The following is a 16,384-nucleotide window of genomic DNA, read 5'->3' as shown; positions in this document are numbered from 1 at the left end:
GGTGGCGGCCCTCAGCGGATGCGGTAGGCGAAATCGCCATCCTTGCCCAGGCGCACGGACAGGCTCTGCAGGGGCTTGCCCTGGGCCATCCGCTCGAGGACGCGCTGGGCCAGTTCCGGCATCAGCGTCCCGGACAGGATGTTGTCGATGTTGCGCGCGCCGCTATCGACCTCGGTGCAGCGGGCGGCGATGGCCGGGACCAGCTCGGCGTCGAAGTTCAGGCTGGCCTGGTGGTTGCGCTCGAAGCGCTGGCGCAGGCGTTCCAGCTTGAGCGCGACGATGCGCTGCAGCACGACGTCCTGCACCGGGTAGTAGGGCACGATGTTCAGGCGGCCGAGGAAGGCCGGCTTGAACACCTGGTTGAGCGTGTCGCGCAGGCCCTCGACGATCTCCGCCGGCGCGGGGGCGGCCTCGGTACCCAGGCACCACTGCATGATGCGTTCGGTGCCGACGTTGGAGGTGAGGATGATCACCGTGTTGCGGAAGTTGATCTCGCGGCCCTCGCCGTCGTCCAGCACGCCCTTGTCGAAGACCTGGAAGAACAGCTCCAGCACGTCCGGGTGGGCCTTCTCCACCTCGTCCAGCAGCACCACGCTGTAGGGCTTGCGGCGCACCGCCTCGGTCAGCACGCCGCCCTCGCCGTAGCCGACGTAGCCCGGCGGCGAGCCCTTGAGGCTGGAGACGGTGTGCGCCTCCTGGTACTCGGACATGTTGATGGTGATCAGGTTGCGCTCGCCGCCGTAGAGGATGTCCGCCAGGGCCAGGGCGCTCTCGGTCTTGCCGACGCCGCTGGGGCCAAGCAGGAGGAACACGCCGATGGGCTTGTTTGGCTCCTCCAGGCGTGCGCGGGAGATGCGGATGCGCTTGCCGATCTCTTCCAGGGCGTGGTCCTGGCCCAGCACGCGCTCGCCGAGCAGGGCCGGCAGGCGCTGCACGGTGTCGATCTCGTCGCGCAGCATCTTGCCCAGGGGGATGCCGGTCCAGGCGGAGATCACCTCGCCGATGGTCCCGCCGTCGACGCGGGCGTGGACCAGCGGCGTCTCGCCCTGCACCTCGGCCAGCTCGGCGCGCAGTGCCGCCAGGTCCGCCCGCAGCGCCTCGCCCTCCCCCGCCTCGGCGCGGGTTTCCAGTTCGTGCAGGCGCTTGACCAGCTCCAGTTCGCGCTGCCACTGCGCCTTCAGCACTTCCTCGCGCTGGTGCGCCTGCTCCAGCGCGGCCTTCAGTTCGGCCAGGCGCGCGGTATGGTCGGCGCCGCTGGCGCTCTCCTTCTCCAGTACGGCGATCTCGGCGCGCAGGTTGTCGCCTTCGCGCAGGCAGTCTTCCAGCGCGCCGGGCTGCGCCGCCTGCGCCAGGGCCACGCGGGCGCAGGCGGTGTCGAGCACGCTCACCGCCTTGTCCGGCAGCTGGCGGCCGCTGAGGTAGCGGCTGGACAGGCGCACGGCCTGAACGATGGCGTCGTCCAGCACGGCCACGCGGTGGTGCGCCTGCATCTTCTCCAGCAGGCCGCGGAGCATGTGGATGGCGCTGTCCTCGTCCGGCTCCTCCACCTTGACCACCTGGAAGCGGCGGGCCAGGGCGGCGTCCTTCTCGAAGTACTTCTTGTACTCGGCCCAGGTGGTGGCGGCGATGGTGCGCAGCTCGCCGCGGGCCAGCGCCGGCTTGAGCAGGTTGGCCGCGTCGTTCTGCCCGGCCTGGCCGCCGGAGCCGATCAGGGTGTGGGCCTCGTCGATGAACAGGATGATCGGGTGCAGGCTGCGCTTGACCTCTTCGATCACCTGCTTGAGGCGGTTCTCGAACTCGCCCTTGACCCCGGCGCCGGCCTGCAGCAGGCCCAGGTCGAGGGTGTGGATGGCCACGCCCTGCAGCGGCGGCGGCACCTCGCCCTGGGCGATGCGCAGGGCCAGGCCCTCCACCACCGCGGTCTTGCCGACGCCGGCCTCGCCGGTGAGGATCGGGTTGTTCTGCCGGCGGCGGGTGAGGATGTCGACCATCTGCCGCACTTCCGCCTCGCGGCCCAGCACCGGGTCGATGCGGCCTTCGCGGGCGTTGCGGGTCAGGTCGATGGTGTACTGGTCCAGCGCCGGCGTCTTGCCGCGCGACGCGCCCGGAGCGGCGCCGGCCGCGCCCTGCTGCGGCGCCGCCTGGGACTGCAGCGCCTCGCCGCTGGCCTCGGTCAGCGCCACCAGGTTCAGGCGCAGGTCGTCGGGGTTGATTTTCTCCAGCTCGGGCGCGGAGCCCAGCGCCACCCGGCGCAGTTCGGCGTCGTCGAGCAACGCCTGGAACAGGTGGCCGCTGCGGATCTGCGCCTCGCCGTACTCGATGGACGCCAGCACCCAGGCGCGCTCGATCAGCCGGGTGATGTGCGGCGACAGCGCCGGGGTACGGGCGTTGCCGGTCTTGAACCCGGCCAGCGCCTGTTGCAGCTGGGCCTGCAGGCGGTCGGGGCGCACCTCGTAGTGGCGCAGGATGGCCTGCAGGTCGTTGCCCTCGGCGTCCAGCAGTTGCAGCAGCAAGTGCTCGATGTCGACGTCGTAGTGACGCTCGGCGAGGCAGAGCCCGGCCGCCCCTTCGGTGGCGCTGCGGCAGCTGTCGTCGAGCTTGGCGAACAGGGATTTCAGGTTCACAGGCGGACCCCATCGTAAGGAATGCGGAACAGTGCGCAGCGCGAGGGTTCGGCGTGCGCGCCGGGACGTTTCAGCCAGCCGAGCCGGCCCAGGGACAGCTCCCCGCCACGCCCCAGGGTGGCCAGGGGCACCGCCTCGCGGCGCAGGCGCGGGGCGATCTCGAAATCCAGCTCGGCGCCCAGGTAGAAGCGCACCAGGTCCACCAGGCGCTGGTGGTCGGCGTGGCCGGGCAGGAAGCGCCGGTAGTCCTCCAGCGCCAGCGGGCCCAGCTCGATGCGCACGCAGGACTGGTAGTCCCAGGTGCGCCGGCCGGTCACCGCGCTCTGCCCGAGCACGGCGTTGGCGCGGCCCAGGCGCGTGCGCTGCGCCGGCTCGATGTCCAGCCAGCGGCCGTTGAAGGGGCGCACGCGGATCGGCAGGGCGAAGTAGAACCCGAGCATGGCCTCCAGGTTCAGCGGGTTGCGCGGGCGCTGGGCGAACAGGCCGGAGAAGTAGCTGAACAGCGACTGGCGCAGCGGCTGCCCCTCGCTGAACCTGCGCGCCCGGGCCCGCGGGCCGAAGCCCACCAGCGCCAGCAGGTAGCGTTCGAAGTCGGCGGCGCCCTTGCGCTCGTACTCGATGTGAAAGCGGTACTTCTGCCAGGCCTCGTAGAACAGCGCGGTCATGCGGTGCGAGAAGATGTCGAGGAAGGCGTGGGCGGCATCGTCGCGGTGCTGCACGTGGCGCTCGATGAGCAGCTCGGTGTAGGGCTGCGGCAGCACGCCCGACGGCCCCACCAGGCCCATGAAGGTGACCTGCACGTCGGTCAGCGGCTGGTCGTTGGCCGAGCGCCGGCCTTCGCGCTCGAACTGCAGGTCGCTGACCTCGCTGGCGGGGAAGCACAGCGACAGCTGCGAGCGGAAGCGCAACGGGTCGTCGTGCGGCCGCGCTTCCGGGTCGATGCGCCCGGCGCGGCTGTAGTGCAGGCGCAGCAACCGCACGAGCTGGAAGAACTCGAAACGGTACGGCTCGGCCCGCGCCTGGTCGATCAGACCAGGGCTTGCGCGCCAGTTCTGGGAGGCCATTGCACGACTCGCTTCTCGCGCTGGCGGCTGCGCAGCGTGAGTTGAGTGAAGCTGTTGATGGAGCAGTACTGGCCGAAGAAGTGGTCCAGCACCATGCCGAACAGGAAGATGCCGCTGCCGATGAACTGCTGTTCGTCCAGTTCCAGGGTGATGCCCACGCCGCGCACGAAGCTCGGGCGGGGGTGGCCGATGCGTGCCACCACCGGCTCGCTGCGGACGGCAGCGATGCCGTTGATCTGCTTGCGCACCGCCGAGGCGTTGCTGTAGTCGTACAGCGCCAGCATTTCCAGCAGCGCCTCGCGGCCCTGGGACACCAGCGACATGTGGTTCAGCCCCAGGTGCGCCACCAGGCGCCAGATCAGCCCGTTGCCCAGGGGCGGCCGCGCGCTGGCGGTGGGCTTGCGCAGGCAGCGGATGCTCTGCACCACCGGGTTGCGGTCGAGGCTGAAGTCGCCCTGGGCGCCGCCGTAGGGCAGCAGCATCGGCAGGTCGCGGTTGCTGCAGGTGAGGGTCATGCTCAGGGTGTCGGCGCTGGCGTCGATCAGTTCCAGCTCGCGGTCCACCAGGCGGATGAACATGTCGCTGCCGGCGTCCTGGCTGCGCTGCGACGGCCGGCGCCGGCCGATCCAGTAGGTGGCGCGGCTGTCCAGCTCGCCGCGCGGCTCGAAGAACGGGTGGCAGGCGCTCACCTGGTCCAGGTTGCCGACCTTGCGCACCCGCCGCACGCGGTCGATGGACACCACTTCCACCGCGGTCTGCTGGCGCACGTCCGGCACCACCGGGTACTCGTGGCGGGCGTGGGTCAGTTTGATCGGCTCGGCCTGCTGACGGAACAGGTTGATCACCGGCGTGCAGCCGAGCTTGAAGTGGTTGCGGTTGATGGTCTGCGCCAGCCGCGCCAGGCGTTCGCCGAGGTCGTAGTCGGCGAAGTAGAAGTTGACCTCCACCGCGTGCAGCGGCTTGCCGGCCAGCACCCGGCCCAGCCCTTCGAGGTCGAAGAACATGAACTTGTCGGGGAAGGTGAAGTACTCGTGCAGTAGGCGGTAGCCGAGGAAGGAGCGCTCGGAGTAGTCCACCAGCCCCTCGTCCAGGGCATAGCCCACCGGCTTGAGCGCCCCCGCCGGCAGCGCCACCTCGCGACGGCGGCCGTCTTCCTCGAAGGCCAGGGTGACCTTCGCCAGGTTGTTGAACAGCAGTTCGTAGAGCGGCAGCATCAGGGTGCTTTCGCCGTCCAGGAAGAAGCGCAGGCGCTCGATGGCCAGCTTGCCGAAGGGCACTTCGGTGGTGCACTGCAGTCCGATGCGCAGGCGCGCCACCAGGTCGGCGCTGTGGCCGTTGAAGGCCGAGCGCTCCAGCTCGGCGAAAGTGGCCTCGCGCACCGCGATGGGCCATAGGTCCACCGGGTAGCAGGTCCTGAACTTGCAGGTCTGCCCGTCCACCACCCGCGAGTTGAGCTGGCTGTGCCGCTCGATGCGGTAGTGGCCGGTGATGGGGCTGCGCTCGCCGGCGCTGAACTCGACGATCGACAGCGAAGGCGTGGGCCGCAGATAGTGCGGGTACAGCACCTCGAGGAAGGCCTCGACTATCTCGGGGAACTCGTCGTCCAGTTTCTTGTGCACCCGCGCAGCGAGGAACGCGAACGCCTCGATCAGGCGCTCGGTGTGCGGGTCCTCGCAGTTGTCCCCCTCGATCAGCAGGCGCGAGGCGATCTTCGGATACTGCCGCGCGAACTCCTGGCCGAGGAAACGCAGATGCGACAGTTCCTTCTCGTAGTAGGGAAGCAGGTCGTCGAGCATCAGTTGAGGTTCTGCACTTTGTATTCCTGGGTATTCACCTGCAGCACCGCGTCGAACGAGACCTGCCGCGTGGCGTCGTGCAGGCGCAGCAGGGCGTCGACGCGGAAGGTCAGCATGCGCTGGCTGAGCTGCTGGTTGAGCAGTTGCACGCGGACATTGCGGAAACGCCGGTCGCCGATCTCGATGGCCCGTTCCAGCTGGCGCTGGATCTGCAGGCGGTCCTCGGGGTTGAGCACGCCCTTGCTGGTGAAGTCCGGCATGCCGTACTCGAGGATCGAGCCGCGCAGTTGCGGGAACGCCTCCAGGCCGCCGGCCAGCAGGCATTGCCGGGTGTTCACCAGGATCTCCAGGTCGCGCACCACCCGCGCCTTGTACTCGGCGAGCGAGTAGAGGCGCTGGTCGAGGGCTTCCCGCGGTTGCTGGGGCTGGTCGTCGAGCAACCGGTCCAGCAGGGTCGGTATCAGCTTGTGCGAGCTGCTCATGCTGCCACTCCTTGGCAAGGGCTCGCGGTCAGCCGCGGGAGGACTGCGGCAGTTCGGCGACCAGGCGCAGCGACGCGGTCAGTTCGTCGAGCTGGTAGTGCGGGCGCAGGAAGGTCACCGCCTTGTACACCCCCGGCTTGCCTGGGACCTCGGCCACCTCGGCCTGGGCCTCGCGCAGCGGGAACTTGGCCTTGGCCTCCTGGCTGGCCGTGTCGTCCAGCAGCACGTAGCTGGCCAGCCAGTTGTTGAGGAAGGTTTCCACGTCCTTGCGCGAGGCGAAGCTGCCGATCTTGTCGCGCATGATCGCCTTCATGTAGTGGGCGATGCGCGAGGTGGCGAAGATGTACTGCAGTTGCGCCGACAGCCGCGCGTTGGCATTGGCGATGTCGGTGTTGTACTGCTTCTGCTTCTGCGCCGACTGGGTGCCGAAGAAGGCCGCGTAGTCGGTGCCCTTGCAGTGCACCAGCGGGATGAAGCCGAGGTCCGACAGCTCCTTCTCGCGGCGGTCGGTGATGGCGATCTCGGTCGGGCACTTCAGGGCGATCTCGCCGTCGTCGGTGCGGAAGGTGTGGGTCGGCAGGCCTTCCACCAGGCCACCGCCCTCCACGCCACGGATGGCCACGCACCAGCCGTAGCGGGCGAAGGCGTCGGTGATGCGGGTGCCCAGGGCGTAGGCGGCGTTCATCCACAGGTACTTGTTGTGGTCGCGGCCGTCGACGTTCTCGACGAAGTTGAACTCTTCCACCGGCGCGGTATCCGGGCCGTAGGGCAAGCGCCCGAGCACGTGGGGCACGGTCAGGCCGACGTAGCGGGAATCCTCGGAACTGCGGAAGGACTTCCACTTGGCGTACTCGACAGTATCGAAGATCTTCGCCAGGTCGCGCGGGCCGGCCATGTCGGTGAAGGAGTCCCAGCCGAACAGCTCCGGCGAGGCCGCCGAGATGAAGGGCGCGTGGGCCGCGGCGGCGACGTGGGAAGCCTCCTCCAGCAGGTACATGTCCTCGGGGCTGCGGGTGAACTCGTAGTCGCCCAGCAGCATGCCGAAGGGAGCGCCGCCGAAGGTGCCGTACTCTTCCTCGTAGACCTTTTTGAACAGCGCGCTCTGGTCGAATTCCGAGGCCGACTTGAAGTCGCGCACCAGGTCCTTCTTGGTGGCGTTGAGCATCTGGATCTTCAGGTGGGTGCCGGTCTCGGTCTGGTCCACCAGGTACTTCAGGCCGCGCCAGGAGGCTTCCAGCTGCTGGAACTCGCGGGCATGCATGATCTCGTTCATCTGCTCGGAGAGCATCGAGTCGATCTCGGCGATGCGCGCGTCGAGCACCGCGATCAGGTCCTTGCTGGGGGTCATCTCCCCTTCCAGCACCTGGGAGACCAGCTCGCCGATCAGGTCGCGGGTACGCGAGCGCTCGGACTCCGAGCGGGCCACGCGGCTTTCCGAGATGATGCTGTCGAGCAGCGAGGCCTGCGGTGCGAAGGCCTCGACGTCCTCGACGGCGCTGGTGCGCTGGGCCGCGGTTTGTTGGTCGGTCATGTTCGAACTCCTGGTCAGGCCTGTTTGCCGTCGTCGCTGGGCAGCGCGGCCTCGCGGCCGAATTCCTTGCCGAGGGTCTTGAGCTTCTCGGTGTTCTGCAGCACGTCCATGAGCAGTTCCTCGAGCTTGTCGTTGCCGCCCATCTTGTTGCGCAGGTCGGCCAGCTTGTTGCGCACTTCCAGCAGCTTGCGCAGCGGCTCCACCTGCCTGACCACGTTCTGCGGCTCGAAGTCTTCCAGAGCGTTGAAGTTCAGCTCGACGCCGAGCTGGGTGCCGTCCTTGGCCAGGGTGTTGTCCACCCGGTAGGTCAGGCGCGGGCGCACGCCCTTGAGCACGCTGTTGAAGTTGTCGCGATCGATGAACACGAACTTGCGGTCCTTCAGCCGCGGCAGCGGTTCCAGCGGGTTGCCGGAGTAGTCGCCGAGCACGCCGACGACGAAGGGCAGTTCCTTCTTCTCGATGGCGTCGCCGACGTCCACGTCGTAGGTGATGTGCACACGCGGCGCGCGGACGCGGTCGAGCTTGTGCTGGGTGCTTTCCTTCTTCGCCATGGCTGATTCCTCTCCGAATCCTGTCGCTGTCACTACGGCCGGGCGGCGGTCGCCGGGCCTTTTCCTCACAAGCCTTCGACGGTCTGCAGCAGTCGTTGGCGGATGTCGTCCTGCATGCCGAGGATGTCTTCCCGGCTCACCAGCTCCTCGAAGGTGGCGTTGCCGGAAATCTCGGTGGCGCTGCGGATCACCGACTCGTCCGGCAGGCTCGAGCGCACCGGCGAGCTGATCACGCAGAACGGCAGGTCGCCGAACTCCTTCAGGCGCTCGAAGCTCACCGGGAAACGCAGCCCCAGCAGCAGGCGGCCCAGGCCGCCGGACTTGCTGAAGCAGTAGAAGAGCACCAGGTAGTGGATGACGAACCGGTAGAGTTCGGCGTTGCTGCGGTTCGGGTCCTTGATGACCTTGCGGAAGCGCTCCAGCTCGAACGACTGGAAGCCCACCACCCAGCGCGTCGGGCTGGTCACCCGTACCGTGCGCCCGGCCAGCGGCAGGTCGTATTCCAGGGCGTACAGCTCGGGGGTGGTGTTGAGCAGGTTGAGGGGCACCTCCAGCTCGTGGATCAGGCTGAAGGGCGCACCGGAACCGATACGGTCGTACAGTTCCTTGAATTCCTTGAAGTGATGCTGGGTCTCGCGGCCGCTGCTGCGCGGCGCGCCCTGCAGGTATTCGCCGAACAGGTGCTGCGGCCGCACCAGCATGGCGAGGGTGGCCAGGTAGTCGGCGGCCTGCGAACGCAAGGCATCGGAAATCGCCCGGGTCTGCTTGCGCAGGCGGATCAACGCCTCGATGTCGAGTCCCTGGCTCATGCGAATGCCTTCCCGTCCCTGTTTCGCGGCGCCCTTGGCGGGCTGCCCGCTGATGCTCGTCTACGCAAAGCAGCCGCTCGAGAGCGGCTGTATCGATGGTGTGAAACCCGCCGGGGCTGCCCCGGGTGCCGTCACTGAGGGTGACGTTCCAGGGTGGGGCCGGGCGAATGACTACATGCGAATTATTCTTCGCAGCATCCCGGGAAGGCGGCAATGATGGCCACAAGACGCCCTTTTGACATCAATCACCCTGCCACGACCAACGCCGCCAATGGCCAGAACCCTTGGAGAATGCGGGCTGCGCTGCAATAGTAATTTTCATGATAGTGATCCACTCCACACTTTCCCGCCATTGGAATGGATCATCGCTGATACACCGAATAGCGAATTTCCTACACGCATTTGCGAGATAAGCGGCGGAAGCGGAAGGAACTAACCGCTGTGCGGCCCGTCTTAGGTCATACCGCCAAACCCTTTCAGGACGGGCCTTACAGCCGAAAAGAAAGGGAAGCCGGCAAAGCAAAATGCCACTACCCACGGTTATCAGCTGCCGCTTGACAGTTCGTTTCGATCGGTTTTTCCTTCGCACCCCATGAGTGGGGAAAGCTTTCTGCAGGATGCGCAACATGAATTCATTTCATGAATACGAAACGGAATCCGGAATCCCACCTGGAATGCCCCGTCACCACCGCAACGACGCGCCCCTTCAGGGGCCCGCAGGTGGCCGCCCATGAGCGGGCTGTTCTACCCCTGCACCCGCGAAGACCCCATGGGCCTCGGGCCGCAGGGCCTGCTCGGCGAGGGCGAACTGCCGTGGCCGGAAGTGGTGGCGGCGCGGGCCATGCCCTCGCGGATCAACATCGGCGGGGAGTACGCCACCGATGACTACAGCGGTGCGATGTTCCTCGCCGGCGAACTGGCCTCCGCGGACAGCGACATGTCCGAGGAAGAGGCCGAGGAATCGCTGGCGTTGCTGGTATTCCTCTTCGGCAAGCTGAAGCAGGCCGGCAAGACCTCGGCGAAGGAAATGGAGGCGCTGCGCAAGCAGGCCGAGGCGATCCCCGTGGTGGGGCCGCTGTTGTTCTCGGCAAGCAACCTGCCGGGCACCGTGGCCAACGTCGCCGGCATGATGCACGCGGGCCTGAAGACCAAACGCGTGGTCGACCTGCTGGACATCCCCGACAAGCTCAAGAAGGAACTGGCCACCTGGGCCAGCACACGCGGCCGCAGCGGCAGCCGTTCCGCGCGCAAGACCTTCCACCGGCGGATCAGGCTGGTCCATGTGGAGGGCAATCTCAAGTTCAGGATTCCGGCGACGGAAACGGCCAGGCTTTACCGCGTTGGAGGAGAGGTGGTTGGGGACCTGCTGCAAGTTCCGGCCTACGACACCTTGAAAGACCTGCGCAGCAGAACCTACATCGACGCCAAGGCCTATGGAACCCGCGGCTTCGGCAAAGTACTCAGCAGCAATGCGGTGGGTGCCGCCCTTAGCTTTGGCCCCCAGGCCTATATCGACGCGAGCAATTCACACAGCGTCGGCGAGTTCCTGGAAAAATCGGCGTACAGCCAGGTTGGTAACGTCGCCGCCTTCACCGCAGGCTTCGTAGTAGCCTCGCTGGTCGCAGGCCCGGCCGTCATCGTTATCGGTATATCGCTGATCGCAGGCGCCGGTGCGCAATTTACCGTCGAAAGATTCGGAGCCGATAAGGCTATAGGCGATTTCCTGACGGGAAAGAAGTAAAGGCTCACCTGAGGAGGCCCTGCTACAGCATGATCCTGACGACCCGATCCTACTTTTTCAAATCCACCTTTGCAGGACTACTTGCCAGCCTGCTTTTCCTTGGGTTCGTCGTCATCGGATACCCCATCCTGCTGCTGCCGTTCTGTGCCTACATGCTCATCCTGACCTGGATACGTTGCCGCTGCGTCTATGCCAGCGAAAGCTTTACCGACTATGCAGGGCTGTTCTTGTATTTCAACCTGAGCATCGCGCCCATGATCGCGGCCGGCGTAATCGCTGCCACTGTTCATGACCAGTGGCCTGCGACAACGGGAATCGCAGCCAGCCTCAGCCCCTTCCTGCTCATTGGCGCCGGTTACTTACTCTTGCGCTCACAACCGCCAAAGCCGGAAGTCTTCCGCATCAGGGCAGACCGGGTCGAGGTCACAAGAGTACCCCCGCAAAGCTCCAAGTGGGCCGGCCTGATCGGCGGCTTCGCAGCGCTGGGCGGTGCCGCGCTGGCGAAGGGAGAGCACGCCGGCCTGCTGATCGCGGGCAGCGCAGTGCTGATCGGTCTCTACATGCTCTTCTACTACCGGCATGCCATCTCCGGATTACGCTGGCTCAAACAACAGGAACGCAGCGGCAAGCGCTATACCTTCGCGAACATCGAGGACATCCGGCAATGGCGGACCCAATCGTGGGCCGCGAATCTGTTCGTCTATCTGGGTAATGCCCTGGGTAGAGGCAAGGAGCGCTGAATGCCTATTCCTGCCTCATACCTTCTGCCGGCAATCACCGGGAGGCGGGCGCAGAGATGATCGCGTCAAGTACCCATTCGCTTTTCTCCGTTACACGGCAATGGCTACTGCTGCTGGTATTTCTGCTCGGCATGCTTTGCATGATCCAGCCGGTGCTGACGTGGCTGGCTGTAGCGGCATTCGCCCTCGCCTGCGGCTGGCGGGGATATCACGCCTACCAGAACGAAAGCTACAGCGCCTATTGCGCGCTGATGCTGTTCCAGGCCTTGTCCATGATGCCATCCTTCGCCTTGCTGCTGATGGTCCTGCTCGGTACCAAGCTCGGCTGGCCGCTACCCGTATGCCTGGCACTCGGTAGCCTGCCTGCGCTTCTGACGTTTGCGGTCTACCGGCTCGTTCGTGCAGGCATGGTGAAACAGACGCCCTATAAGATTCGCGGCAACCGAGTGTACCCGAGCGTGAAGGAACGCAAGGTCAACCTCGTCTGGCTGGGGGCTGGCCTCGGCATCACAAGCCTTCTGATGCCTCAAATCCGAGACGTGCTTGCCAGCCCCATAGTGATGCTAATTCTCACCTCCGCACTTTCCGTCGTCACCGTGATATCCATACGAGGCACGATCGCCGCGCTTCGGCAACTCAAGGAAACCGAGCGTCAGAACGGGTATCGCTATAGCTTTCCCAACCTGGAAGAAATCCAGGCGCTGCGTTCTCGTTCCTGGCCCGCCAGGACCTTCATCGCCTTCAGCAACAAACTGAAGGAGCGCTGAATGCCCATGGTCATTCCAACCTCTCCGAGCCAACCGCGTACGAACCTGCTGGCCGGCTTCACTCTCCAGGCCATCTTCGCAGGGGCTCTGGCGACCGCCATTCCCCCCCTGCGGCTCTTGTACATCCTGGGCATGTCCCTCCTGCTCATCCGCCTGACGGCAGCAGCATTGGGGGCCACCATATTGCAACACCATACCGAACGCCTGGTGGGAGCTAGCGCAGCTGTGACCGGTACAGCGTCATGGGACGAGGGGAATTTTCCCTATGTCCTATTTCTGCTCTGCCTTGGCCTCGCGCTATACGCCACTTATCACTATCGCTGCGCCCTTTTCGACCTGAGAACGCTCTGCGCTCTCGAGCGGCGCGGGAAGACCAACTTCGTTTTGCCCAACCTCACGGAAATCCGCCAGTGGCGCGCCCGTTCGCCACTGGCCCGACTATTCGCCCGACTGGCGCCGCCACCCCATTGAAAGGATGCCGCCGCACCGTTCCCGGCGCGGCCCCAGTGTTACGCAGGAGAACGACATGCTGATGGATCTCGCCGCCCTCTTCATCCCGCAGAACCGACGCCTGGTGAAACTGACCACGCCGCTGCAGTCCAGCCAGGAACTGCTGCTCGACCAGTTCGCCGGCAGCGAAGGCTTGTCCCGGCTGTTCAGCTTCGACATGGCGCTGATCAGCCAGGACGCCCACATCGAGCTGAAGTCGCTGATCGGCAAGCCGGCGCTGCTGGAGATCGAACTGGCCGACGGCGGCACGCGACCGATCCACGGCTACATCACGCGCTTCGCCAGCAATGGCAGCGACGGCGGCCTGGCCCGCTATTCGGCGACCCTCAGCCCCTGGCTGTGGATGCTCGGCCGGCGCTTCGACTCGCGCATCTTCCAGGACCAGACCGTGGAGCAGGTGATCACCCAGGTGTTCTCCCCCTACGGCGCGCTGCCCAAGTTCGAGTTCCGCCTGAGCAAGGCGCTCAAGCCGCACAGCTACATCACCCAGTACCGCGAGAGCGACCTCAACTTCGTCCAGCGCCTGCTGGATAACGAAGGCCTGTTCTACTACTTCGAGCACACCAACGAGCAGCACACCCTGGTGGTGATGGACGACTCCACCCTGCTCAAACCGCTGCCGGCGCAGCCGCGGATCCGCTACCACAGCGCCGCGGTCACCGAGAGTGCCGACTCCATCACCGGCTGGAGCGGTCAGCGCCAGTTGCAGTCCGGCCGCGTGGCGATGCAGACCTTCGACTACAAGCAGCCGGGCAACCTGCTGCAGGTGGGCCTGGACAGCGTCAACCAGCAGGGCGACGTCGAGGCCTTCGAGATCTTCGACTTCCCCGGCCAGTACACCCACGGCACCCACGACGACGGCGAGGCGCTGGTGCGCAACCGCCTGGAGGCGCTGGAGGTGCAGGCCAAGCTGTTCTACGGCGCGAGCAACTGCCGCGGCATGAGCCCCGGATACACCTTCGAGCTGCTGCAGCACTACGGCCATGACAACGATAGCGCCGACGACCGCCAGTTCCTCCTGCTCGGCGTGCAGCACGGCGGCAGCAACAACTACCTCACCGGCGACGAGGCGCACTACGCCAACGAGTTCACCTGTATCCGCCGCAAGATCCCCTACCGCCCGACGCTCTCCGCCGAACGCCCGCGCATCTCCGGCCCGCAGACCGCCATCGTCGTCGGCCCGCCCGGCGAGGAGATCTTCACCGACAGCCTCGGCCGGGTGAAGCTGCAGTTCCACTGGGACCGCTACGGCCAGCGCGACGACAAGAGCTCCTGCTGGGTGCGGGTGGCCCAGGCCTGGGCCAGCGGCGGCTTCGGCAGCATCCAGATCCCGCGGGTGGGCGACGAGGTGGTGGTCTCCTTCCTCGACGGCAACCCGGACCGCCCGCTGGTCACCGGCAGCCTCTACAACAGCCAGAACATGCCGCCCTGGTCGCTGCCGGAGAACAAGACGCAGAGCGGCTTCCTCACCCGCTCGACCAAGAGCGGCGCGGCCGCGGCCAACTTCATCCGCTTCGAGGACAAGCAGGGCGCCGAGCAGGTGATCATCCACGCCGAGCGCTTCATGGACACCGAGGTGGAGCTGGACGAGACCCACAGCGTCGGCAACAACCGCAGCATAACCGTGGGCGGCACCCATACCGAGACCATCAAGAAGGACACCCTGGTCAACGTCCAGGAAGGCGCCTACACCCTGGTGGTCGGCCAGCAGCACATTCAGATCGAGGCCAAGACCCACATCATCCTGCGCGTGGGCAACAGCAGCATCACCCTCACACCCGAGGCCATCGAGATCCAGGCCGACGCCATTCACACCCTGAGCAAGGGCGAGACCTTCGTCGAAGGCCAGCCGGTACGGATCAACAAGTGAGGGCACGTCCATGAGAAGCAGCAGCATCTACGACCGCCTGGCGCAGCGCCGGCAAACGCCTGAGCCCGCGCCGGAACAGCCGCCCCAGGCTCCCGAGGCCGCACCTCCCTGCCCTGCTCCGGCCGCCGAGCCGCTGCGTGAAGGCGCCAACGGCGTGACCCTCGCCGGCTTGCTGGTGGCCTTGCCCGAGGCCTATGGAGTGCGCGGCATCGAGGTGACCCTGGAGCGCAACAGCCGGCCGCTGGCCCTGGGCCTGAAGAAGCGCCCCGCCCCGGAACAGCTCGGCCTCGACCAGGCCATGGACAGCCTGTTGGCCAGCCTGGAGAAGCGCCATGCCGACCTGCGCATCGTGCGCCGCGCTCCCCGCCAGCTCGCCGGCCACCCTGCGCAGCAGGTCGACTACCTCTACCGCGACGGCCAGCAGGCGCGCCATGGCCGCGTGGTCGGCGCGCTGCTGCCGCTGGCCGGCGGCCCGCGCCAGTGGCTGAGCCTGTCCACCGTGCTCGATCCGAACCAGGCCGAACTGGCCGAGTGGCTGATCGACTTCGACGCCATGCTCGACGAACTGCGCCTGGCCTGACCTCCTCACCGTTTCACGACAGGAACACCCCATGGATTACCAACTCCAGGAAGGACAGATCACCCTCCCCGAAGGCTACCAGGACCGCAGCGTGAACATGTTCGTGCTCGGCAACAGCGTGCCGGCGCCATTGAGCATCACCGTCTCGCGCGACAACCTGCTGCCCGACGAAACCCTCAAGCCCTACGTCGAACGCCAGGTCAAGCTGATCGGCGCCAAGCTGCGCGGTTACACCCTGCTCGGCAAGAAACCGGCCAGCCTGGGCGAGCCGGCGCTAGAAGGCATCCAGGTGGACGCCTACTACCTCAACGACGGCCGCCCGCTGTACCAGCGCCAGGCCGCCTTCGAGATCGAGCCGGGCCGTGCTCTGGTGTTCTCCACCACCAGCCAGGGCGACTTCAGCACCTCGCAGAGCCAGGCCTGGCTCGACCTGCTGGCCAGCTTCCGCCTACGCCAGGCGCCTCCCCTCCCGGAAGACGCCGCCAGCGACACGGAGTGAGCCGCCATGTACGAAGCCGCTCGCCTGCATGACGAGATCGCCCATACCAGCGCGCTGGCGGGCTTTCTCATCGGCGCCGCGCTGGGGATAGCGCTGGTCGCCACGGTGGCCATCGCCACCTTCACCTGTGGATTCGGCGTGGCCCTCCTGGCCGGTATTCTCGCAGGCGTCGGAGGTAGCCTGCTCACCGCCGCCGGCGAAGCCATAGGGCGGATGTTCACCTCGCCAGCGGGGATGATCGACAAGGGCTCGCCCAACGTCTACATCAACCAGCGCAACGCCGCCCACGTCGAACGCAGCACAGCCATCTGCGACAAGCACCCGCCGCTGATCCAGGTGGCCGAAGGCTCCAGCAACGTCTTCATCAACGACGTCGCCGCCGCGCGCAAGGGCGACAAGCTCACCTGCGGCGCCAAGATCGATGGCGGTTCCTCCGACGTCTTCATCGGCGGCGGCACCGTGCAGTACCTGCCGGTGGACGACGAAGTCCCCGGCTGGCTGCGCACCACCGTGGACATCCTCATGGCCGTGGCCGGCGCCGCCGGCGGCATCGCCCAGCTGATCAAGGCCGGCACCCAGGCCGGGATGAAGGCGATCATGCCCTGCGTGCTGAAATTCACCGCCGGCTTCGTCGCCGGCGAGGTGGCCAGCCGCTACGTTCTCGGTCCGGCGATCAACCGTGCGGTGGGCGGCCTGTTCGGCAACCCGGTGGACGCCACCACGGGGCGCAAGCTGCTCACCGAGGCAGGCGAAACCGACTTCAGCCTGCCCGGGCTGATGCCCATCCAGTGGTCGCGCTTCTACGCCAGCGACCTGGACC

At 66.4% G+C, this 16,384-nt stretch carries 15 protein-coding genes; 8 read left to right on the top strand and 7 right to left on the bottom strand.

The window, feature by feature from the left end; translation table 11 throughout:
* Positions 1-11: 11 nt before the first annotated feature.
* From tssH to DK254_RS31825, 7 genes are all read right to left on the bottom strand, one after another.
* Entirely contained in the window at positions 12-2,624 is a 2,613-nt protein-coding gene (gene tssH, locus DK254_RS31855; protein ID WP_109937037.1) for a type VI secretion system ATPase TssH, read from the bottom strand.
* Complete coding sequence (gene tssG / locus DK254_RS31850) at positions 2,621-3,688, bottom strand: type VI secretion system baseplate subunit TssG (RefSeq protein WP_089394260.1); 1,068 nt, start codon at positions 3,686-3,688, stop codon at positions 2,621-2,623. Before tssG ends, tssH begins: the two co-directional genes overlap by 4 nt.
* On the bottom strand, positions 3,652-5,484 hold the full coding sequence (gene tssF, locus DK254_RS31845) for a type VI secretion system baseplate subunit TssF (RefSeq protein ID WP_109937036.1): 1,833 nt from the start codon (positions 5,482-5,484) through the stop codon (positions 3,652-3,654). Before tssF ends, tssG begins: the two co-directional genes overlap by 37 nt.
* Positions 5,484-5,966 (bottom strand): type VI secretion system baseplate subunit TssE, encoded by a 483-nt coding sequence (gene tssE, locus DK254_RS31840; protein ID WP_089394258.1) that lies wholly within the window; start codon positions 5,964-5,966, stop codon positions 5,484-5,486. Before tssE ends, tssF begins: the two co-directional genes overlap by 1 nt.
* A 28-nt stretch (positions 5,967-5,994) precedes the next feature.
* Positions 5,995-7,497, bottom strand: coding sequence for a type VI secretion system contractile sheath large subunit (tssC, locus tag DK254_RS31835; RefSeq protein WP_109937035.1), 1,503 nt, complete (start codon positions 7,495-7,497; stop codon positions 5,995-5,997).
* Positions 7,498-7,511: 14 nt separating this feature from the next.
* A complete protein-coding gene (gene tssB / locus DK254_RS31830) occupies positions 7,512-8,048 on the bottom strand; it encodes a type VI secretion system contractile sheath small subunit (protein ID WP_109937034.1) in 537 nt (178 codons plus the stop codon).
* A 65-nt stretch (positions 8,049-8,113) separates the two neighbouring features.
* Positions 8,114-8,857 carry a hypothetical protein gene (locus DK254_RS31825; RefSeq protein WP_109937033.1) on the bottom strand — a complete coding sequence of 248 codons (744 nt, stop codon included), beginning with the start codon at positions 8,855-8,857 and terminating at the stop codon, positions 8,114-8,116.
* A 730-nt stretch (positions 8,858-9,587) separates the two neighbouring features.
* On the opposite strand from DK254_RS31825, the gene DK254_RS31820 reads away from it, so the two are divergent.
* The 8 genes from DK254_RS31820 to DK254_RS31785 form a co-directional block, all read left to right on the top strand.
* Positions 9,588-10,598: a hypothetical protein gene (locus DK254_RS31820; protein ID WP_109937032.1), complete on the top strand. Its 1,011-nt coding sequence runs from the start codon at positions 9,588-9,590 to the stop codon at positions 10,596-10,598.
* Between the two features lie 29 nt (positions 10,599-10,627).
* Positions 10,628-11,338, top strand: a complete 711-nt coding sequence (locus tag DK254_RS31815) for a hypothetical protein (protein ID WP_109937031.1) — start codon at positions 10,628-10,630, stop codon at positions 11,336-11,338.
* A 56-nt stretch (positions 11,339-11,394) separates the two neighbouring features.
* Positions 11,395-12,105, top strand: a complete 711-nt coding sequence (locus DK254_RS31810; RefSeq protein WP_109937030.1) for a hypothetical protein — start codon at positions 11,395-11,397, stop codon at positions 12,103-12,105.
* Positions 12,106-12,576: a hypothetical protein gene (locus tag DK254_RS31805; protein WP_109937029.1), complete on the top strand. Its 471-nt coding sequence runs from the start codon at positions 12,106-12,108 to the stop codon at positions 12,574-12,576.
* A gap of 55 nt (positions 12,577-12,631) precedes the next feature.
* Complete coding sequence (tssI, locus tag DK254_RS31800) at positions 12,632-14,485, top strand: type VI secretion system tip protein TssI/VgrG (protein WP_109937028.1); 1,854 nt, start codon at positions 12,632-12,634, stop codon at positions 14,483-14,485.
* A 10-nt stretch (positions 14,486-14,495) separates the two neighbouring features.
* Positions 14,496-15,065, top strand: coding sequence for a DcrB-related protein (locus DK254_RS31795; RefSeq protein ID WP_109937027.1), 570 nt, complete (start codon positions 14,496-14,498; stop codon positions 15,063-15,065).
* A 31-nt stretch (positions 15,066-15,096) separates the two neighbouring features.
* Positions 15,097-15,564, top strand: coding sequence for a DcrB-related protein (locus DK254_RS31790; protein WP_109937026.1), 468 nt, complete (start codon positions 15,097-15,099; stop codon positions 15,562-15,564).
* Between the two features lie 6 nt (positions 15,565-15,570).
* On the top strand, positions 15,571-16,384 hold an 814-nt coding region (locus DK254_RS31785), incomplete at its 3' end, for a PAAR domain-containing protein (RefSeq protein WP_177412140.1).

This window comes from Pseudomonas sp. RW407 (assembly GCF_003176655.1).
In the GTDB taxonomy this organism is placed as follows: domain Bacteria; phylum Pseudomonadota; class Gammaproteobacteria; order Pseudomonadales; family Pseudomonadaceae; genus Pseudomonas; species Pseudomonas delhiensis.
This window is presented reverse-complemented; position numbering and strand designations above follow the sequence as displayed.

Bases quoted from the DNA above. Each gene is read 5' to 3' on its own strand.
- DK254_RS31815 (WP_109937031.1), top strand. From the start codon at position 10,628: ATGATCCTGACGACCCGATCCTACTTTTTCAAATCCACCTTTGCAGGA.
- DK254_RS31820 (WP_109937032.1), top strand. From the start codon at position 9,588: ATGAGCGGGCTGTTCTACCCCTGCACCCGCGAAGACCCCATGGGCCTC.
- DK254_RS31790 (WP_109937026.1), top strand. From the start codon at position 15,097: ATGGATTACCAACTCCAGGAAGGACAGATCACCCTCCCCGAAGGCTAC.
- tssE (WP_089394258.1), bottom strand. From the start codon at position 5,966: ATGAGCAGCTCGCACAAGCTGATACCGACCCTGCTGGACCGGTTGCTC.
- tssC (WP_109937035.1), bottom strand. From the start codon at position 7,497: ATGACCGACCAACAAACCGCGGCCCAGCGCACCAGCGCCGTCGAGGAC.
- DK254_RS31795 (WP_109937027.1), top strand. From the start codon at position 14,496: ATGAGAAGCAGCAGCATCTACGACCGCCTGGCGCAGCGCCGGCAAACG.
- tssG (WP_089394260.1), bottom strand. From the start codon at position 3,688: ATGGCCTCCCAGAACTGGCGCGCAAGCCCTGGTCTGATCGACCAGGCG.
- tssI (WP_109937028.1), top strand. From the start codon at position 12,632: ATGCTGATGGATCTCGCCGCCCTCTTCATCCCGCAGAACCGACGCCTG.
- DK254_RS31810 (WP_109937030.1), top strand. From the start codon at position 11,395: ATGATCGCGTCAAGTACCCATTCGCTTTTCTCCGTTACACGGCAATGG.
- DK254_RS31805 (WP_109937029.1), top strand. From the start codon at position 12,106: ATGCCCATGGTCATTCCAACCTCTCCGAGCCAACCGCGTACGAACCTG.
- tssF (WP_109937036.1), bottom strand. From the start codon at position 5,484: ATGCTCGACGACCTGCTTCCCTACTACGAGAAGGAACTGTCGCATCTG.
- DK254_RS31825 (WP_109937033.1), bottom strand. From the start codon at position 8,857: ATGAGCCAGGGACTCGACATCGAGGCGTTGATCCGCCTGCGCAAGCAG.
- tssB (WP_109937034.1), bottom strand. From the start codon at position 8,048: ATGGCGAAGAAGGAAAGCACCCAGCACAAGCTCGACCGCGTCCGCGCG.